This window comes from Aquiflexum lacus (assembly GCF_015476655.1).
Taxonomy (GTDB): domain Bacteria; phylum Bacteroidota; class Bacteroidia; order Cytophagales; family Cyclobacteriaceae; genus Aquiflexum; species Aquiflexum lacus.
In genome coordinates, this window is sequence record NZ_JABFHF010000047.1 from 1 (window position 1) to 19,659 (window position 19,659).

The following is a 19,659-nucleotide window of genomic DNA, read 5'->3' on the forward strand; positions in this document are numbered from 1 at the left end:
AAAAAAGTGGTCAGCATCACCGGAACAGGTGGTCAAGATGGATCGGAATATACAGCCTATTCTAGAAAATGCAATTCTTCATGGTTTTAAAGGGCTAAATCATCCGCTTTCTATCTCAATTCGTATTGAAAAAAATGAAATAGAAATTTCCAATAATGGTGCGCCTTTGGATGGAGAAAGTTTTGGCACTGGGATGAGAATTGTAGAACAACGACTTAAACATCACTTTGAGAATGAAGTTGAACTCAACTTATATCAAAATAAAGAAAATGTGGTTGGTGAGATAAAAGGACTGAATCTATGAGAACGTTGATTATTGAAGATGAAGGTGCAGCTCGAAGAAGGTTGGAGGGAATTGTCAAAAACCACTCTAGACTTAATTTGATGGGAAGTGCATCCTCGGGTGCGCAAGCGATTGAACTAATCAAAAATACTGAGACTGATTTGCTTCTCATGGATATTCAACTCAAGGATATGACGGCATTTGAGGTATTGAATAAAATTGAGAAAGAATATTCGGGAAATATTATTTTTATTACAGCCTATAATAACTTTGCAGTTAAAGCCTTTGAAGTATTTGCAATAGATTACGTCCTTAAACCTTATTCTGAGGAAAGGTTATTACATGCTATTGATCGCTGTCTGAAAACTAGAAAGTCATCCAATAAGGAAATGTATGCTATTTTGGAATCACTTCATTTTCCAAATAAGATTTGTATTCCTGAAGGAAAGACCTCTCACTTATTTGAAAAAAATCAAATTGAATGGATTAAAGCAGATGGTTATCATTGTGAAATCCATACAATTCAAGGTAAATCACATTTGGTACGCATCCTATTAAAAGATGTTCATCAACTACTGCCCGATAATTATATAAGAATCTCAAGGTCTGTTATTCTCAATATGAATTATGTAACTTTATATCGAGAAAACTCCAGTGAAACAGTGTTTGTCTTGAAGAATGGCATGGAATATTTTGGGAAAACAGGATATAACAAATAGAGATCGAAGGCACAATATTATATAATAACAATTGCGGGTGAAGTGGTAAAAACAAGGTCTGTGCATTTAATTAACCTTTGTCGTGGCGGTTATGTAATCGCCTTGAAGTCCGCTACTGTGCTTATACTTGACCGTTGCAAATGTTTAAACCTTACCCTTCTGTAAATTTCAATGCTCATATACAAACCCCGCTTTATACCTTCCCTTATTTTTAAATAATACCAATTTTCTGTTTTGAAAGTCTTAAAAAAATAAGCTGATCAGGACACGAAAGTCCCAAAACAACTTATGGCAAAAGGCAAGATTATATTCCGATCACCACAAAAGGCTTTGATCAGATCAAATTCCTGTGGATCAGGTAAGTAATTAAAAAATATCTTTAGATTTATACTAAATCTTTCTACTAAAAAAAGGAAAAGCATGCCGATTAAGAATGCCATCCGCAATCTCGGAAAACAAAACTTTGAACTAAAAATCCGCTTCTTCAATCCAATATAGATGAACAGATTAAGTTTTGTTTCAACTATAAGGGAGTTGGAAATAATTAAAAAAATATGAAAAACATAAATTTAATCTTTCTCACAATAATTTTGTTCGGTTGCGCTCAAAAGGAAGAAAAAACGGAAAGGATTCTAACTTCAAACTTACAGGAACAACATCGAGTAACTGCTGAGGATAGCTTGGCCATTAAAAATATTATTAATATTCAATCAAGAAGTGGAAATCTTGAAGAAAGAGGAAAAATATGGGCGGAAGATGGTCGCTGGTTACAAGCGTTTGGCCGAGTATTTTATGGCAAGGATACCATAACGAGTTTTGAAAAATATTTACATGCAAACACCGGTTACGCCGCATCATTTGTAAGTGTTAGGCGTGATCCTGAAATAAAATTTTTAAGACCTGATGTAGTTGTTGTTCATCAATATCACGAAAGGGAAGGACAAGTTATCAATGAAGTGGTAACCCCAACAAGAAGAATAAATACAACCTATATCATAACAAAAGAAAACGGAACTTGGCTACTTAGAGATAAAGTAACCATGGATGAACGTGAGCGAACTGCAAACTAAGGGATGAATTAAAGCTATTGCCAACAGAGTTTATGTGGCAATAGTGGGTTAAGTGGTAAATTTATAGTCTATGCTTCTTAGAACTTTGTCTTTAAAGGAAAGGAAATACTTTTAATCCGATACTGCAAATAGACGAAAAACGATTATAACAATTTTGAAACCTAACCAATCTTTGGATTTCAATAGTCATATACAAACCCCATTTTTTTCCTTCCATTATTTTTAAAAAAATGCTAAATTCCTGTTTTGATGGTCTTGAAAAAATAAGCCAATTAGAAACTAAAATCCTTTAAACAACTCAAACTTGATGGCCTAGAGGCAGGTTTTATTCTCCTATCACAAAAAACGGATTTGATCAAATCAAATTCCTGTGGATCAGGTAAATAATTGAAAAATATTTTTAGTTTTATAGTACATCTTTTTACTATATAGCGGAAAGCATGTCGATGAAGAATGCTACTCGCAATTTCACAAAGCAAAAGGTTGTGTGTAAATCCACCCGACAAAGTAACGTTTCATTTCTCACAGTCGGGCACATTTTCATTGCCGCACATCCGGTACTCGAAACCAAAGCAATGCAAAAGAGCTTTCCTATTCCACTCACCACACCGACAACAAATATATGATTGACTAAAAAGGTTGGAATTAACTGAACAGACCTGTTATGAATCTGACAACGGTCTATATCAAGGGGATTAAAATTGCTGTTTTTTCATAATTGTAATCCTTTACTTTTTGTTTACTCGCGGTTTAATACAAACCCTAAAAGAAATAAAGGGACCATTTTCCAAGCTTAAATCAATATCATCACTTCCAATCAGCTCAAAATCATAGGTTCGTCTTGCTGCAATTCCCGCAAACAATTCCAATACTAAAGGCCCAATGATTCGATACTGGAATTCAGGTCCCAATCTTACCCGTGAGAATCGAAGCAAGTCCACTTCAGATCCATTGAATGTTTCGTTGTTCAGATTATACTGGCTTCCATTTACGTCAAACTTTAATCCATAAGAGAATCGATTTGTATAATTCCACCTCGTTTTCACAAAGAAAGGTAAGTTAATGTCCAATTTCATTTTATCGCCCACTCTAGTCATACCTAAGGAAGGTAAAATCAAAGGTCTACCAAACCTTGACGTACTGATTACACCTAAGCTATAGGAAAACTGCTCACTCATTTGGTTTTTAAATATGAATCCACCTTGCATCAAAAAGTTATTTCCGGAGAAGCTTCCTGGTTCGTCAGTTGTGGAAATAGCCGGAAAAGCGCTAACAATCAATTGTTTATTCCCGGATAAATTCAAAACACCTGCAAGGCGTAACCCCAGAAAAAACAGGTCATCACTTGATTGCCGATCTGCGCTTTCCGGAACTACTAATCTATAGGTGGCTCCGGCAAGGAAAGACCATTTTTCCTTTTGCCTAACTGGTAGCAGAAACGAAACTTGATATTCTGAGATAATGGCTTCAATACTATCTATATTATTAAGTGCTGCATTAGGATATCTTGCGTATTCCACTTCTAGCAATTCAAATTCCTGACCTAAGCAATTAACAACAATAGCCAACAGTAAGATCGTCCCAAATATTTTATTCATTGAAATGATATTTTTTTGTTTGGTAGTAAAGTCCACCTACCCCAATTTCACCTATTGTTGATGCTATCAATTCAACAGCCGGCCATCACCCAATTCTAGAATCCTGTCACTTTTCTGTGCAAACTCATCGTCATGTGTAACTGCAATAATGGTTTGTCCCCTTTCGGCTGCTAGCTGGCGAAAAATATCAAACACGATATCTGTATTCTTCGAATCAAGATTGCCGGTAGGTTCATCACCCATTATGACGGCAGGCTGGTTGATCAATGCCCTTGCTATAGCTACCCGTTGTTGCTGTCCGCCGGATAGTTTATTGCTTTGCTTCATTGCTTGGGCTTCAAGACCAAGCATTTTTAGATTTGAATATGCATCTTCTCTGATTTCCTCTTGGGATTTTTTACCTAGTTTGAGTGCCGGAAGCATCACGTTATCCAATGCTGTAAACTCAGGAAGCAGGTAGTGAAACTGGAAAACGAATCCGATGTGCGCATTTCGAAAGGCTGCTAACTGATTTTGGGTCCGTCCTGTAAGGCATTCCCCATTGATGGTAATCTCACCTGTATAATCTGTATCCATGGTAGATAATAGATAGAGCAAGGTTGATTTTCCTGAGCCCGACTTACCGATCATGGATAAGAACTCACCCTTTTTGACATCAAAAGAAATATCCTTCAACACCTGAAAGGTCTCCGGCTCGTGAAAGTATTTACTAATTGCTCTGGCGGATAGTGCTATTTCTTCTTTCATGTGTGTATAATTTGATTTTTAAAGGCCACATGGAATCTCGTATGATGAATAATTATTCCTCTGTGTGACTCTTGAGTCATGCTCGGTTTCATCCTCTTATTATTTCTACAGGGTCCACATTTGCCGCTTTTTTGGCAGGGAGATATCCTGCTACAAATGTTGTGATCAATCCAAAAATGAATGCAAGGATATAATCCTGGGGATCGTAAACCATCGGAAGTGTATCCAATGTTGCCACACGAAAGGGTATATAGCTTACCACAAAAGAGACTAAATAGCCGAAAATGATCCCAACTATTCCACCGATCACCCCTATGATGACAGACTGAACCAGGAATATTTGAATGATGTCTGTTCCGTCAAACCCCATAGCCTTAAGGATGGCGATCTCTTTTATTTTTTCATTCACAGTCATGTTCATAATGTTGAAGATTCCAAAACCGGCTACCAGAAGGATGGTGAGTGAAACAGCTACAGCAATGATATTCCTTAAGTCATTTCCGGCTTGAAGCTGACCGTTAGACTCATTCCAGGTCTCCACTTTATAGTCAACTTTTGGGGTTAGTTGATCGGCTACTTTGGCGGCCTCATTGAAATTTTTGATGTTGACCTGAATATCAGTGACATAACCCTGATTTTTGGAAATCAACTGTCTTGCCGAGCTGATGCGGACGTAGCCTTTAGTATTATCTACTCCACCAATAGTTGTTTTGATGATACCGATTACCTTAAAATTGCGACTGACGCCATCAGCAGTAATCACCGTCACATTATCATCTAAGGTCAAACTTAATTTCTCAGCCAAGCCTGCTCCCAATACCACTCCATCGCCTCGGTCTTCCAAACTTTTCCAGCTGCCATGTGTAATATAATCCTCAGTGCCAAATAGTGCACTTTCCTGTTTCACATCAATGCCTGATAAGACACCGTTGAGTTTGGTGGCTCCATTTCTAAAAAACACATTGACATTGACCTGAGGAGTAATGCCGGTAATGGCAGGATGGTCTTCAATGGCAGCGATAATTTTTGCAGAATTCTTAATTCCTTCTGTATACTGGATCACCTTTGCATTCCTAAGATTTACCAGTTTATCCTCTCCGTATTTCTTTTGTAAAAGATTGGTATTGTCTTCAGGAAGATCATTATAGATATGAATATGCGCCAGTGTACTGAATGCGAGTTCTGTTTGGGTATCATTGACACCAGTCATGAACCCATTCATAAAAATGTACATGGATATCCCGAAGGTTACGCTCAGGATTGCCACCATTGTTTGCTTTACCCTTGAGGTAAGGTGGGCACGGGATATCTTCAGATTGGTCACCCGGCTCATGGCTTTTTCATCCGTTTAATTAGCCTGGATTCATCAAGGCCGGATATGATCTCCAACCAATCACTGGTGCGGATGCCTATTTCTACGGCTGCTTTTTCCCCGTTTTTATAGCAAATACTATCCCCAAAAATGAGATAGGCACTAGGGATGACTAGGGCATTTTCTTTTTGAGCTATGATGATATTTGCCTGCAGCTGTGTATTCACATAGAGCTCGGGGGCTTCTACAAATGCTGCTTCACAAATAAAAGATTGCTGCAGCTCATCAAAAGCGGGATAGATCTTTGAAATGCGGGTATCAAGTAAGTCGTCTTTTTGGGTATTCAGCGAGATGGTGGTCAGCTGCCCTATTTTAATCTTGTCAATATCCTCTTCTCCAACAAACAATTTTATCAACGGTTTTCCTCCTCCAATTCTGGCGATAGTCTCTCCTCTTCTTACCAGATCTCCCTGATTTTTATATACTTCCAGTACCCTGCCGTCAATAAAAGAGGAGAGGTAATAATCGCTGGTGTTTTCCTTTTGGATATTGAGTTGAGTTTCTGCATTGATGAGATTAAGCCTCAATTTTTCTACCAGATCAGTCAATGATTTTTGTAGGATATCCACTTGGCGGCTGGAGTTTTCATATTGCACCTTGGCACGCTCAAGCTCCTGTTGCGATACCGCTCCGGTTTTAGATAGATTATGATATCGTTTGTAATTGGCTCCGTCTATCTCCAGTTGCGCTTTGGCCTGTTCGATTTGAAGGCGAAGCTGACTCTGCTGAGGAGAATTTTCATTTAGATTCTGGAGGGCGTCCCGGTAGGTCGCTTGTGCACCGGACAACTGCTCGTTTTGCACCTCGCTGGAGAGCTGAAATAACGGCATCCCGGCATTTACAGAATCACCCTCTTGGATAGTGGCAGCCACAAGATAGCCTTCACTGTTTGCCGTGACCAGGTATTCATTTTCCATGATGATATGACCACTGGCAAATACCGCATCTACAATGTCTATCCGCTGGGCATGGGTAGTTTCTGAAGTATTGCAGGAGCTAAGCATGGCCAAAATGCCACAACAAAGCGATAAGTTTCGGATAGTTTTCATTGGATTCTTGGAATGATTTGGCTGTAATAGGAATAAGTGTTTAACAGAGAATTTAAAAATGCATTTTCAGCTTTGAGGTAATCCTCAAAGGCGTAGAGATAGCGATCCAGGCTTATCAAGCCCTCAGAATACTTTTGCAGCGTAAGTCTTTCGTTTTTTTCATAGAGTTGGAATGCCTCTTTGGTAAGATTCGCATTGATAAGACTCGTATGATAATCCTCTATCAGCCTCGCATCTTGGATCTCGCTTTCTAGATTTACTTTTTTTAGCTCGTTTTCAGCCCATTCTAAATCCACCTTACTTGCTTGAAGCTTATTTTTGCTAGAGAATCCGGTGAATATGGGAATAGAGAGGTTAAGTCCGAGGTAACTGTAATTTGACCAGGCGTTATTTCCAAATTCAAGCCCAAAATCTTCCCTGAATTGTTGTTTCCCATAATACCCATACAAGGAAAGCTTAGGGACAAACAGGGATTTTTGGATGTTGACCTGATTCTGTGCCTGCTGCGCACTGATTCTGGCTAGTCTTATTTCCTCATCAGGAACAAGCTCACTTGTGTTATATTTTAGAGGCAATTCATAATTTATATTGGCCTCAACATGCAATGAATCCATAGCTTGCATTCCCAACAGAAGCTTAAGGTCATTGCTACTTTTCTGATATAGTTGTCTGCTGTTAGTTAGATTTTGCTTAGTGACATTGGAATTGATTCTGGCCTGGTTTGTAGCTACTGCATCCAATGCGCCTTCTCTGAATTTTTGCTCACTCAACGAAGCAATGCTGTCAGCTATTTCCAAATCCTTCTCAGCTAGGGCTATGGCTTGCTTGGAAATCACCAGGGAGTAATAATTGAGATGTACTTGCTGGTCGAGTAGTTGTAGGTAAGCAGCTTGTTGTGCCTCAGCGGCTTCATAAGTCAGCTTCGCCATTTTCACCTTCAGCACAGATTGCCAGTCGATCAGACTCATCGTTAAATTGAGGCCAGCATTGTAGGCGTATTCCTGGCCAAATTGTGCATTTACCGTGCTGCCTGGCTGACCAAAGAAATCGCCCGGAACAGGAGTGATAGGCAGCTCAAAATTCTTTTGCCCACTGAAGTTGCCGGTAACAGAGGGCAAAAAGGATGCCTTTGAAACCTTTACTTCATAACTGCTCTTTTCCACATTGAGCAAATAGCTCTTCAGATCAGGGTTTTGCGTTCTTGTCAGCCTGATAAGCTCTTCCACAGAAGCAATCTCCACCAAAACAGTATCAGTCTGTGCACCAGCTTCAAAGCAAATGATCATCAAGATCAAAAGCATGAAGCGCTTACTAAAAGTCATACTTGGTTTTTTTTTCATCTGTTTATTTTTTGTTTTTCAATGGTCAGATGGAATCTCGCTCAAACAATAATCATCCCTCTGTGTGACGTTTTAAGTCATGCTCGATTTCATGTGTATAAAATTGTTTTTCAACGGCCACTAATAGCCTGTACCGTTTTGGAATGGAGATGGTATCTTTCGACAGGTTTATTCATTGGGTTTGGTATCCTTTTAGCTATTTCATCTCACTCGATTTCCTTTGCCAATAATGAACTGTAATGCAAGCGTAGAAGTAATTCCTCCGGGAGAAATAATACCTCCTATATTCTTTGATCTTGAAGCATGTAGATAGCCCATGTTAATATCAATCATCAGTCTTGGCGAAAGTCTATGGGCAAGACCAAATAAAATATTGCCATAGTTGTAGTTCCTACTTTGACGGATGGTTTGTTGATACTGACCCTGTGCAAGAGTAAATCCACCGCTTCCACCTACAGCCACAGCTTTTATGATCCCTAGCTTTAATCCAGAATAGATCCTGGTAAAAGCTCCGACATTGAAAAAATACTTGCCTCCAATTCCAACATTAACCATTGCCCCTCCACTGCCACTTCCCTCTGCTTGTATCCCATTAGGTCCGCCAATTGTCAGGGAAGTGATTGTTTGGTTTTTAGGTAAAGACATCAAATCCATTGCAAGAAAAACTTGGATGTCTTTCGAAACGAAATACCCACCTTCCAATCCGATAAACGATCTCTTGCTGGTAAAATCCGCTAGGGTGATCGTATCAAGTAGGATTGACCGACCGGAATTGGACACGAACCGCTGACCATATTTCAATCCGATAGTCCATGTATTTTTGTAAACTCCTCTAAGAGAATCTATAAGAAATGGTCTTTTCTCCAGTTCTTCAATCGATTTGAAGGCTTCAGAGAATGGTATGTACCCTGTGTTCTGGGCCATTAAGCTACCTAAGGTCATTTGCAAGGCCAGCAATACCAGTATCCTTCTCATTTTACTTGAATCTGCAAGCTTAGAGTGTCGATCGAGTCCAGGTCTGCTTGCGGGAAAACCCTCGATGAGATACATTCAACTCCAGTTTATCCTTTGCAAAGCCAACCAATACCACATCCATTTCCAATCCGCGCTTTGGAGCATAGATTTTACCGTACCACTTTCCGCTTTGGTATTGAAGATCCTTCAGCATATCAATACCCAAAACCTGACGATTTCTTTGATCCTTGTTTGGGTTGTTTAGGTCTGTCACCGGATTCCCATTTTTGTCAGTAGATTGCTCCAACCAAACTATTTTTCCATTGTAGTTGTCATCCTTTTGGTAGATTTCAATCTTACTGTTCCCTTCCTCTGTCAGCCAGATCCCTTCGATGGATTCCTGTGCATGTACCTGAAAAGCATTGATAATCAAAATGATGGTTACAAATACTTTATTCAGTTTTTCCATAGCTTTTTAATTTTTTTTTTAATCAAATTAACATGGGATACTTCTTATAAAGTAGGCTAAGGTTGCTGAAGCAGGAAAATCAGGGGCTGAACCGTTCTTTATCGGACTAAATCAGAAAACCCCGATTTGCACTTCAGTTTAAGCCAAGGAACATGGCACGATATAAGATTTTGTAAGGAATGAACTCCTAAGTGAATCAAATGCTGGTGTTATTGATACGTCGTCGTCCATCTCAGGTAGTTCAGGAGGAGTAGTTCAGGTCACGGAAGAACAGTTCCCTTGTTATACATGCTTTTTTCCCCAAAAAAAAACGCCTTCTGGGAATCGGGATAAAGTCCAGCTAGAAATGAGAAGTAGCTAAGGAGAATTGATGATGCCGGTTAGTTCTCTTGCTACCTGAGGGATGGGTTGTTCTGGCCTCGGTAGTCAGGATGGTGAAATGGTGACTGCGGGAGCAAGTCAAAGTCATCGAAGACCAGGGCTCAAAAAAAGTCAAGGGTTGACATTTTTGGACAAATCAGAAATCTGCCCATCGTTTAAACCCCGAAGCTTTCTCCTTACTGATAATGATCGGTGAAGGTGGTTCTGGCAGAACTTTGAGTAATAAACGTCCGGTGAAATAGGGTTCTATTTCCTCAATAGCTGATCGGGCAACCAAGTATTGGCGATTAGCCCTATAGAACATTGCCGGGTCCAATTGCTTTTCCAGTTCATCCAGAAAAAATTCTATGACATACTCCTTTTGGTCTTTCTTTCGAAGGAATAATCCCCTTTCCTTTACATAAATAAAGGCTACGTCGGATACATCTACCAGGTGCATTTTTTGCTTAAAATCGACAAGGAAGCTGGAGCGGTATGTTTGTGGCTTAAATTCCCTTGCCAGGGTCATCAATTGATGCATGTAATTTTGGCGGTTATAATCTTTATAGGACGCCAGATAATGGTTGATGGCTTTCTCAAGTTCTGCCGGATCTATCGGTTTAAGGAGGTAATCCAGCCCATTCACTTTAAAGGCTTGCAAGGCATATTCATCGTAAGCAGTAGTAAAGATCACCGGCATAGAAACCTCTACGTGCTTGAAAATCTCAAAACTAAGCCCATCTGAAAGATGGATATCCATAAAAATCAAGTCCGCTTCCTGTCCTGATCGCACCCACTCCAGTACAACTTGCACACTATTTATTACACCAATTACTTCAAATCGTACCGAAAGCTTTTCCAGCTCTTTCAAAAGGCGCTTTACAGCGATATCTTCATCTTCCACGATGAGAATCTTAATCCTGAAGCTCATGGCTATTTCTTTTTAATGGTAAAATCACTCTAAACAAATCCTCATTTTCTCCATACTCAATAGGGGCAACCAGTAAGGAAAACCGCTTCTGTAAATTTACAAGACCTAGTCCCTCACTATATGATACAAATGGTTTGGGATTAATATTGTTTTGAATGACTAAAGTATTCTTGGTCTCAAATATTTCGATCCGGAGCGGATTTTCGTTAGTAGCTTGGTTGTGCTTCACTGCATTTTCGATCAAGAGTTGTAAAGAAAGTGGAGGAATCAGCACCTTACTCATTTCGTCAGGGATATTCACTTCGAGATGAACCGCCCCATTAAACCGGATTTTCAATAGCTCCCAATAGTCATTCAAAAAGGTCAGCTCATCCTCCAGAAAAACAAAATCCCGCCTGCTGCTTTGTAATACGACCCGGTACAGATTCGAGAAAACCCGCACAAAACCAACAGCTTTTTTTTGATCATCCTCAATCAAATCAATTAATGTGTTAAGGCTGTTGAATAAAAAATGAGGGTTGATCTGCTGCTTCATGGTTTCCAACTCCGACTTAAGCTTCTCAGTCTGGAGCAAGAGGTTTTGTGTATAAAGAGATTCCTGCTGTTTGGTCATTCTCAGTGCTTGTTGGAATACTGCAAAAACCAAAGAAGCCATGGTCAGCCTAGCGGCCACAACCCATATGGGTACAGTTGAAGAGAGGCTCAACCATGATGGCAAAAGAAAATAATCTAAAACTAAAAAAAAGGTAATGTAGACGACGTTGATCAACACCATTAAGGCCTTAACCATTTTGGTTTCCCCAACTCTAAAAATGAACCAGGATGGGTGCTTGAATGGGTAGTCGTTTAACCGCCAAATAGAATACAAAAATAAGACACTTACCAGGTATTTTGGAAATGCTTGTATCAGATTAAGGTCACCTCTGTTGCTTATAATACTGAGTCCCGGTAGCAGCAAGGATAAGATGATGGGTAATAATCTTTCAATTCTGGTCATATCTCCACAAGCATATAAATTAATCAGTTAAATTTATATTAATCTTCGTACAAAACCGTCAATTTGAACTTTCAGGCATCCGATTTTGGTGTTGAAACTTTCAAATAAATTTTTCACTTATGAAAGACTGATTGCTTTAATTTCCTTTATGCGGAGGTCGATGGAACTGACTGGTCTATGAATAATTCAGGTAAAGGAAGCTTGATTTCTGAAGAGGCCTATCAAAAGGAGTTTGCATTACATCTTATGCTTGTAATAGAGGCTTTGTAGTTTATGTTGCAAATCCAGTTCAGCCATTTGAGATGGGTTGCAGCAGCTAGGATTTGATCAAATCAAATTCCTATGGATCAGGTAAATAATTGAAAAATATTTTTAGTTTTATAGTATATATATCAACAATATTAGTGGTAGCAACCTCTTATGGCATGCTATCAATAATTATTGATGATAGCAAATCGTTGGACACAATATAAAATAGACCAGAATTGACTGATTAATGAAATTTCTAAGCATACTGAATAAACCACATCCTTTTATCTTCAATCGGTACAGCGTTCTGCTGCCTTCGCTCATTACTTTTTTAATTTTAGTGTTACTCAGGCCTTTCGAGTTTGATACTTTTTCTATCGACCAGCTGCTTATTTGGAGCTTTATTTTTGCTGCCATTATAGGGCTTACGGTATTGGGTAGCGTTAGTGCGATAATAAAACTACTTGGTAAGCCTATTAGGGAAAATTGGAACCTTAAAAATGAAATTTTGATGTTTCTCTTTGTTCTGGCAATGATTTCTCTCGTGATATTCGCACTTTTTTTAATGCTTAACCCTAAAGTCAATAAGATCGATTTATTCAGTTTGGTAGTTGTACGAACCTTCGTTATTAGTTTATTTCCTGTTCTTATTTTGGTACTTTACGAGCAAAATCATCATCAAAAAATTAAAAGACGACAAGCTGAGAGATTAAATCAAGAACTACTGAAAAGGAAGAACCCATTACATAAAAAAAAATCGAACTCAACGTTACCTGAAAAAATAATGTTGGTTGCAGAAAATGAAAAAATTGCTTTGCAAGTCACTCCTGCAAGTTTATATTTTGTAAAGTCTGAAGGAAATTATGTTGAGGTGTTTTATTATCAAAACCAGAAAATACAAAAAGAACTCATCAGAAATAGCCTGAAATCAATTGAAGATCAACTTTCAGGCTTTGATTTTTTTAGATGCCATAACCGTTTCCTAATCAACTTGCAACACATTCAAAAAGTAGAAGGGAATGCACGGAATTTCGAACTTAAGTTGACCAATGTTGAAGAAAAAATTCCCGTTTCCCGCAATAAGTCTGAAAAGCTTCTTCAACTTTTTCAGCAAAAAAACTAACCTCCATTTTTTATACGTACCCATTCTTCCCAAATAAAGACCAACACTCCCCAAACAGCTTACTTCTGTATTTATTAGGTTGCAAACTGCATAATTTTACCCTTTCAAATTTTACATATCAGTATAATGGAAGGGACGATTCAATACACTCTTTATATCCACATTTTGGTTGGGAGCATTGCCTTGCTAACTGGAGCTATAGCAATCTTTAGTAAGAAAGGGATGCAGTTACATCTTACAACAGGTAAAATTTATTTCTGGGCAATGACCTTGGTTTTTATAACTGGAATCATTGTGGCAGGCTATCGTTTTAATCGCTTTTTATTCTTAATTGCTTTCTTAAGCTACTACAGCGTTTTTTCTGGTGTTCGATTTCTTAAACTGAAAAACTTACACAAAAATCAAAATCCAAAATGGTACGATTGGGTAGCTGGTATTATTAATGGTATTGCCAATCTTGTTTTTATAGGATTAGGATTGTATTACCTTTTTAAAGAAAACAACAACCTCGCTGGTGCATTACTTTCCATCGGTTTTGGAATAGGTGGTTTGCTTATTACCTACACCAATTTAAAACCTTTCGTAGTACGTCCTAGTAAAGCTTACCATTGGTATTTAGCACATACAGGTAATATGATGGGAGGATATATCGCCACGCTCACTGCCTTTCTATCAACAATGGTTACCCGTTTTGAGTTAATGAATCCATTTTTAGCTTTTGCCTTGCCTTCACTCATTGGCATTCCCTTGCTTCTTTTTTGGCAACATAAAATTGAAAACTCCTTTACAAAACCTCAAAATACATGAAAGCAATCAAACTAACTTTGCTATTAGTCTGCTGCATACTTTCTTCGTGCTCCTACCTGAAAAACATCAAGCTGTTAACAGGTGGAGAAATTAAACGCGAAAATTACGTGCAAAGCATTCCTTTTGAGTGGAGAAAGGAAATTATTGTAGTCAAAGCCCTGCTCAACTCAGACACCACGGAACGAGAATTCATTTTCGATACAGGGGCATTTAACAGCAAAGTGGAAAGTGATCTGGCTACTTCGCTGGGTTTAGAAGTGGTCACCGAAAAGACCAACAGCACCGCCCAAGGCATCAGCCAAAAAATAGAAGTGGTGAGAGTTGATTCTTTGCGGCTAGGTGAAACGACAGTTTACAACATCGGAGCGGGCAAACTGACCTATGCGCCCACATCAGCAAGTCCTTGTATTGCGGCAAGTGGCATTATTGGGGCAAACCTCATCAAGTTGGCACATTGGAAAATAGACTATGAAAAACAGCTTTTGTACTTCTCCGACACCCCTTTTGAGGTGGAAGAAGGGAGCTATGTATTGCCTTTTGACCGGCCGCTACTTTCAGGAACACCTGAAATCAACCTGGAAATTGAAGGTAAAGCAGTAGAAAATATTCTGTTTGATGTTGGCTACAATGGTGGTTTGATTTTACCCCTGTCAGTTGCCAACCATTTTGAAAGTAACCAATCGAAAATCATTCTTGACCAATCTACTTCGGGAATTTATGGCACCAATACCGATTCATTATTAGTCAAAAACTTGGTGGTAAGTGTGGGTGGTGCTGAGGCCCAAATGCCGGTAGAGTTTTCTACGCTCAACAAAGCGCTGTTGGGCAATGAGTTTCTAAAGCACTTTGAAGTAATCATCAACTACGAAAAAAAGGAAATCTACCTGCAAAAACAACAAGAAGTTCAAATTGCTCCTCCAAGCAGTTTTTCAGTGGCTATTCACAACGATTCGCTTTGGGTAGTCAGCCGTACTACACCCGAATTATCGCTTCAATTAGGAGAAACCTTGCTTGCAGTCAATGGAAAAAAGCCCAATGACCTATTCACTTCATATTGCAATTATGTAATGAACATTGGGAAGCTGTTTGAGCAAGATAGTCTGAAGGTTCAGAAAATGGATGGCACCGTTTTAAATATCTCGATTAAATAAAATGTATTCAATTATGAAAAAAACAATTTTAGCTTTTATAATCTCCCTCTTATTCTACATCAATCTTTTTGCGCAGACAGATACTAACCAAATGCTCAATTCCTTCATCCAAAATACTTTGGAAACATCGGAAATTGTACCTTCTATAAGCATAGCCATTGTGAGTGATAAGGACGTTTTATACCAAGAAACCTTTGGCTATTCCGATTGGGAAAAGCAACAACCCGCAACAAATCAAAGTGTTTATTACATTGCTTCCTGCACCAAAGCCTTCAACGGGCTTTTAGCCCATATTTTGGCAGAAGAGGGAAGTATCGATCTCAATGCTCCTATCCTTGACTATAAGCCATTTAAGGATTTTAAAAGAAAAGAAGTTTTTCAGAATATTACTATTATGGACTTGCTTTCGCATCAGAGCGGTATTGACAACCCTTATCTTTCGTTCCGTTTGGCATATACTGGTGATTATACAAATGCTGAGATTCTAAAACTTATCGAAGAAGAAACGCAAAAGAACGAAGCAAAGAAAGCCTATGAATATACCAATTTTGGTTTCTATTTATTCGACTACTTGGTACAAGCAGAGCTTGGAAAAAGTTGGAAAGATCTATTAGACGAAAAACTTTTTCAGCCCCTGGGGATGGAAAACAGTACAGCGTATGTCTCTAAGGTGCCCACTGAAAAATTAGCGTATCCACATAGTGGCGTGTTCCGCGGAAAAGTAAGCGTTTCTTCTTTGCAAAAAAGTGATGCATTGATGCACGCAGCAGGTGGTCTGATGACTAATATTGAAGATGCTGCTCTGTTTTTACAGTTTTATTTAGGAAAAGGTAAAGGTGTTTATCCAGAAAACTTGGTAGTTGATTCTTACCAACAACAAGTTGATGCAAAGCACGAATATGTTCGAGTATTTGATGGAAATGGTTACGCAAGTGGTTGGCGGATTGGTGAATTTGAAAAGGAAAAAATCGTGTATCATTTTGGTGGTTATACCGGGTATTTTGCACACTACTCATTCATTCCCGAAAAGAATATTGGAATGGCTATTTTTAGCAACACCGATGTGGGTATGACTGCTGCCAACTTGATTTCAAAATATGCTTACAATTTGTATTTGGGAAACAAAAAAGAGCTCAAAAAAGCAGAGAAAATTCTTAACAAAAAAGTACCAAAAGCACTTGCTCAAGAACGCAAAACACAACTTGCCCATGAGCAAAAAATGGCGGAACGAACATGGAATTTAACATTACCCAAAGCGCAATACGCTGGGGTATTCAGCAGTGAAAAATACGGTTCGGTAGAAATACGCTATGAGGAAGGACAATTTGTAGTGATGGCAGGAAATCTAAAAACTATAGCAACTCCATTCCCTACTGAAAATACAATGCGGGTAGAGTTAGTGCCCGGTTCTGGAACTATCATCGGTTTTGACCTAAAAGAAGGAAAGGTGGTTAGCTTATTTCATCAAAGGGAAACCTTTGTGAAAATGAAGTAACTAATTTCAGAATTTTAAAAAGATACTCGATGTTCAATCTCATAAAACGAAATATATATAGATTGCAAGGAGGAAAACAAAGTCTCTACTTCTCCTACATTTTCTTCATTCTGATTCATTTTTATTCGATATACGCTTTTTCACAAAGTGGGACAACTGAAAAAAAAGTAAGTCGACCTGCATATCTGAATATTGCTGTAGGATTGAATAGTTCAAATTTCAGAGACTTTGCCACATCGCCTCTCATCTATTCGGGCAAACCCATATACACTGCATTGTCTCATATTGATATTAACGAAAAAAGAGAGTCCCATTTTACGCTTTCCTACTCTTTTGGAAAATACAAATCCAATTTTAATCAGCACGCTTCAGAGAGTAAAGTCAATACATTTTCTTTCAATTATTTGGAGTTGTTTCAATTAAAAAAACTCAGTAGCTCTAAGCTTAACATTAAAATTGGCGGACAACTCAACGCAACGGTTAATCACAGAGAAAATACGGAGCTATTCAATAACAGTGAGGGAGTAGATATTATTGCCACACTGTTTGGCTCTGCTAAAGCGACCTTAGACCTAAGTCGGACAGAGGAAAAAAACAAGAAGTTCCTTTTCATTAAATATAAAGCCAGTAAGAGAAAACGGACTTTGTCTTATACATTGAATGTTGGGATTTTGAACAGTTCCTTTAGAAATGGCTTTGCATATACCAGTCCATCAGCCCCTTTAAATGAGGATGATTTTTTCGCAGGATATGAGTTTCAGGTATTTAAAGGATTTCGTTTGAATAGTGCCTTGGACTACACTATTTTTTTATACAATAAAAACGCTATTCAATTCAGTTATATCTGGGATGCCTATAGAACAGGTGGACATCACGATAATTTTGAAATGGCTGCTCACATTTTCAAACTTTCACTATTATTCAGTTTAAAATGATTAGAATCAAACTTATACTATCAGTAATTACACTGTTTTTTTTGTCTTCATGTGAAAAGGTTTTATTTGAGGAGGATTTGGCAAGTACAAATCCGCATGAAAACTTTGAATACCTATGGAATGAATGCAATGAGAAGTATGCCTATTTCGATTTGAAAGGAGTAGATTGGGATGCAATCAAAACAGCGTATTCTAGTAAAATATATCAAGGAATGTCAGAAGACTCACTTTTCAATGTGCTAGGAGGTATGTTGAAAGAATTGAAAGACGATCATGCCAATTTGATTTCAAATTTCAACACTTCTTTTTATGGAGTTGAATATCAAGCACAGGACAATTTTGACTGGAGAATAATAGTTGATAATTACATTACCGAAGATTATTATTTATCAGGTCCATTTGCCCATAACTTTATTGCAAATAATGAGATAGGCTATATCAGACTATCTACATTTACAAATCCCATCAATTCAGAGAGTCTGGATTTTATTTTAGACAGATACAAAAACACAAAGGGATTAATACTCGATCTTAGAGAGAATGGCGGTGGTGCAATTCCAAATGTGTTTCAGCTACTCAGTCGATTTGTTGAAACAGAAACTCTGGTCTATTATTCCAGAATAAAAGCGGGTTCAGGACAAAACGATTTTACAGATGCTTCAGGCGCATACGTCCAACCCTATAATGGAATTAGATTCACAAAGAATGTCATGGTGCTCACTGATAGAGGGACTTATAGTTCGGGTTCATTATTGGCATTAGCAACGAAAGCATTACCTAAGGTGTCGTTGGTTGGAGACACCACAGGCGGAGGGCTTGGCATACCAAATGGTGGTCAGCTACCAAATGGTTGGACTTATCGATTTTCTGCAACACAAACCTTAACTTTGGATAAACAGCCGGGTTATGAAAATGGCGTTCCTCCTGATGTAATGATTCAGTTTGATTGGAGTGACTTAAACAAAGATGAAATATTGGAAATGGCTATTAATGAGTTGCTTTAATAGTAAGGAGATACTGTGTCCAACACGCGGTATAGTTAATTGCCGGTTTAGTGGGTATTCGCGAGGCACAGCTCTTATAAAAAAATGTTGTAACTTGAAAGATAAGTGTTTTGAAATCGGCAACTAACCATACCGCCACCGTCAGCCCTATTCAAAATAGGATAAAATACCAACCAGATCTAAAAGAAAAACATCATGAAACAGGCAAATAATTTACTCGGGGAATTTTTGGTATTGGCAATTTGTGCTGCTATACTCTCCTGTTCTGCACAAGGTTCCAATAATCAAAACCCTGAGATGTACCACGCCAAGGCAGACACAGTTAAAAACTATGTCATCATAAAGTCTTGGGAGCATCAGCGTGAGGTTCTCGTAGCAGAGGGGATTTCAGAGAACGAGGCAGATGCTAAAATTGAGAAATGGCTTACAAGCATGTCATCTATGGACAGGAATGCCGGTGATGACCGCATCGGTGTTCAAGCGCCACCATTCCAGTTTGATGGATGGATCAATTCCGAGCCCCTTACGCTGGAAGATCTTAAAGGCAAAGTCGTTCTGGTTCGTTGGTTTACAGACACCTGTCCTTTCTGTGCAAGCAGTGCCCCCGCGCTTCGTCAGCTCTACGAGGAATATGCCGACCAAGGCTTCGCATTAGTTGGGGTTTACCATCCCAAGGCCGGGAGAGATGACCCTTTGGATGTAGCGCGCGTACAGCGTGTGGTTGAAGCCAGAGATTTTAAGTTTCCGGTAGCTATAGACTGGGATTGGCGCAATGGCACGCTAAAAGAATGGTGGCTTACAGGTCCTAAGCGACCGGCTACTTCGGTAACCTTCATCCTGGACAAGTCCGGGGTCATACAATTTATCCATCCCGGTATGGAGTACCACGATGACAACGGTTCCGGGCAGCACGCCATGTGTGCAGATGACATGGGGCGCATCCGAGCGGCAATTGAAAGTCTTATCGCCGAATAAATCCACAGCGGCGACTGTATAGACCTTATTT

At 38.9% G+C, this 19,659-nt stretch carries 19 protein-coding genes; 10 read left to right on the plus strand and 9 right to left on the minus strand.

Going from position 1 to position 19,659, the window contains the following annotated elements; all coding sequences use genetic code 11:
* The 3 genes from HMJ38_RS24185 to HMJ38_RS24195 form a co-directional block, all read left to right on the plus strand.
* A partial coding sequence (locus tag HMJ38_RS24185) for a hypothetical protein (protein ID WP_394355080.1) occupies positions 1-304 on the plus strand: 304 nt, incomplete at its 5' end.
* 5 nt (positions 305-309) lie between these two features.
* Positions 310-1,002, plus strand: coding sequence for a LytR/AlgR family response regulator transcription factor (locus HMJ38_RS24190; RefSeq protein ID WP_194977027.1), 693 nt, complete (start codon positions 310-312; stop codon positions 1,000-1,002).
* 554 nt (positions 1,003-1,556) lie between these two features.
* The gene (locus HMJ38_RS24195) at positions 1,557-2,072 is read left to right on the plus strand and encodes a DUF4440 domain-containing protein (protein WP_194977028.1); all 516 of its coding nucleotides are present in this window, start codon (positions 1,557-1,559) and stop codon (positions 2,070-2,072) included.
* 728 nt (positions 2,073-2,800) lie between these two features.
* On the opposite strand, the gene HMJ38_RS24200 is transcribed toward HMJ38_RS24195, so the two are convergent.
* From HMJ38_RS24200 to HMJ38_RS24240, 9 genes are all read right to left on the minus strand, one after another.
* On the minus strand, positions 2,801-3,670 hold the full coding sequence (locus HMJ38_RS24200; RefSeq protein WP_194977029.1) for a DUF6268 family outer membrane beta-barrel protein: 870 nt from the start codon (positions 3,668-3,670) through the stop codon (positions 2,801-2,803).
* A 66-nt stretch (positions 3,671-3,736) separates the two neighbouring features.
* Positions 3,737-4,417 (minus strand): ABC transporter ATP-binding protein, encoded by a 681-nt coding sequence (locus tag HMJ38_RS24205; protein ID WP_194977030.1) that lies wholly within the window; start codon positions 4,415-4,417, stop codon positions 3,737-3,739.
* An 88-nt stretch (positions 4,418-4,505) separates the two neighbouring features.
* Positions 4,506-5,750 carry an ABC transporter permease gene (locus HMJ38_RS24210; RefSeq protein ID WP_194977031.1) on the minus strand — a complete coding sequence of 415 codons (1,245 nt, stop codon included), beginning with the start codon at positions 5,748-5,750 and terminating at the stop codon, positions 4,506-4,508.
* Positions 5,747-6,838 (minus strand): efflux RND transporter periplasmic adaptor subunit, encoded by a 1,092-nt coding sequence (locus HMJ38_RS24215; protein ID WP_194977032.1) that lies wholly within the window; start codon positions 6,836-6,838, stop codon positions 5,747-5,749. The genes HMJ38_RS24210 and HMJ38_RS24215 overlap by 4 nt, the downstream gene beginning before the upstream one ends.
* Positions 6,835-8,178, minus strand: coding sequence for a TolC family protein (locus HMJ38_RS24220; RefSeq protein WP_194977033.1), 1,344 nt, complete (start codon positions 8,176-8,178; stop codon positions 6,835-6,837). The genes HMJ38_RS24215 and HMJ38_RS24220 overlap by 4 nt, the downstream gene beginning before the upstream one ends.
* A 201-nt stretch (positions 8,179-8,379) precedes the next feature.
* On the minus strand, positions 8,380-9,153 hold the full coding sequence (locus HMJ38_RS24225; protein ID WP_194977034.1) for a hypothetical protein: 774 nt from the start codon (positions 9,151-9,153) through the stop codon (positions 8,380-8,382).
* A 19-nt stretch (positions 9,154-9,172) separates the two neighbouring features.
* Positions 9,173-9,601, minus strand: coding sequence for a DUF2147 domain-containing protein (locus HMJ38_RS24230; protein ID WP_194977035.1), 429 nt, complete (start codon positions 9,599-9,601; stop codon positions 9,173-9,175).
* Between the two features lie 517 nt (positions 9,602-10,118).
* Positions 10,119-10,892 (minus strand): LytR/AlgR family response regulator transcription factor, encoded by a 774-nt coding sequence (locus HMJ38_RS24235; protein WP_194977036.1) that lies wholly within the window; start codon positions 10,890-10,892, stop codon positions 10,119-10,121.
* Positions 10,876-11,889, minus strand: coding sequence for a sensor histidine kinase (locus tag HMJ38_RS24240; protein ID WP_194977037.1), 1,014 nt, complete (start codon positions 11,887-11,889; stop codon positions 10,876-10,878). The genes HMJ38_RS24235 and HMJ38_RS24240 overlap by 17 nt, the downstream gene beginning before the upstream one ends.
* A gap of 496 nt (positions 11,890-12,385) precedes the next feature.
* Between HMJ38_RS24240 and HMJ38_RS24245 the strand changes: the two genes are divergently transcribed.
* From HMJ38_RS24245 to HMJ38_RS24275, 7 genes are all read left to right on the plus strand, one after another.
* On the plus strand, positions 12,386-13,261 hold the full coding sequence (locus HMJ38_RS24245) for a LytR/AlgR family response regulator transcription factor (RefSeq protein ID WP_194977038.1): 876 nt from the start codon (positions 12,386-12,388) through the stop codon (positions 13,259-13,261).
* 126 nt (positions 13,262-13,387) lie between these two features.
* Positions 13,388-14,068 (plus strand): DUF2306 domain-containing protein, encoded by a 681-nt coding sequence (locus tag HMJ38_RS24250; RefSeq protein WP_194977039.1) that lies wholly within the window; start codon positions 13,388-13,390, stop codon positions 14,066-14,068.
* Positions 14,065-15,219, plus strand: a complete 1,155-nt coding sequence (locus tag HMJ38_RS24255) for a retropepsin-like aspartic protease (RefSeq protein WP_194977040.1) — start codon at positions 14,065-14,067, stop codon at positions 15,217-15,219. Before HMJ38_RS24250 ends, HMJ38_RS24255 begins: the two co-directional genes overlap by 4 nt.
* A 13-nt stretch (positions 15,220-15,232) precedes the next feature.
* Positions 15,233-16,714, plus strand: coding sequence for a serine hydrolase domain-containing protein (locus tag HMJ38_RS24260; protein ID WP_194977041.1), 1,482 nt, complete (start codon positions 15,233-15,235; stop codon positions 16,712-16,714).
* Between the two features lie 29 nt (positions 16,715-16,743).
* Positions 16,744-17,649, plus strand: coding sequence for a hypothetical protein (locus HMJ38_RS24265; RefSeq protein WP_194977042.1), 906 nt, complete (start codon positions 16,744-16,746; stop codon positions 17,647-17,649).
* On the plus strand, positions 17,646-18,653 hold the full coding sequence (locus HMJ38_RS24270) for a S41 family peptidase (protein ID WP_194977043.1): 1,008 nt from the start codon (positions 17,646-17,648) through the stop codon (positions 18,651-18,653). The genes HMJ38_RS24265 and HMJ38_RS24270 overlap by 4 nt, the downstream gene beginning before the upstream one ends.
* 195 nt (positions 18,654-18,848) lie before the next feature.
* Positions 18,849-19,628 (plus strand): peroxiredoxin family protein, encoded by a 780-nt coding sequence (locus tag HMJ38_RS24275; protein WP_194977044.1) that lies wholly within the window; start codon positions 18,849-18,851, stop codon positions 19,626-19,628.
* Positions 19,629-19,659: the final 31 nt, after the last annotated feature.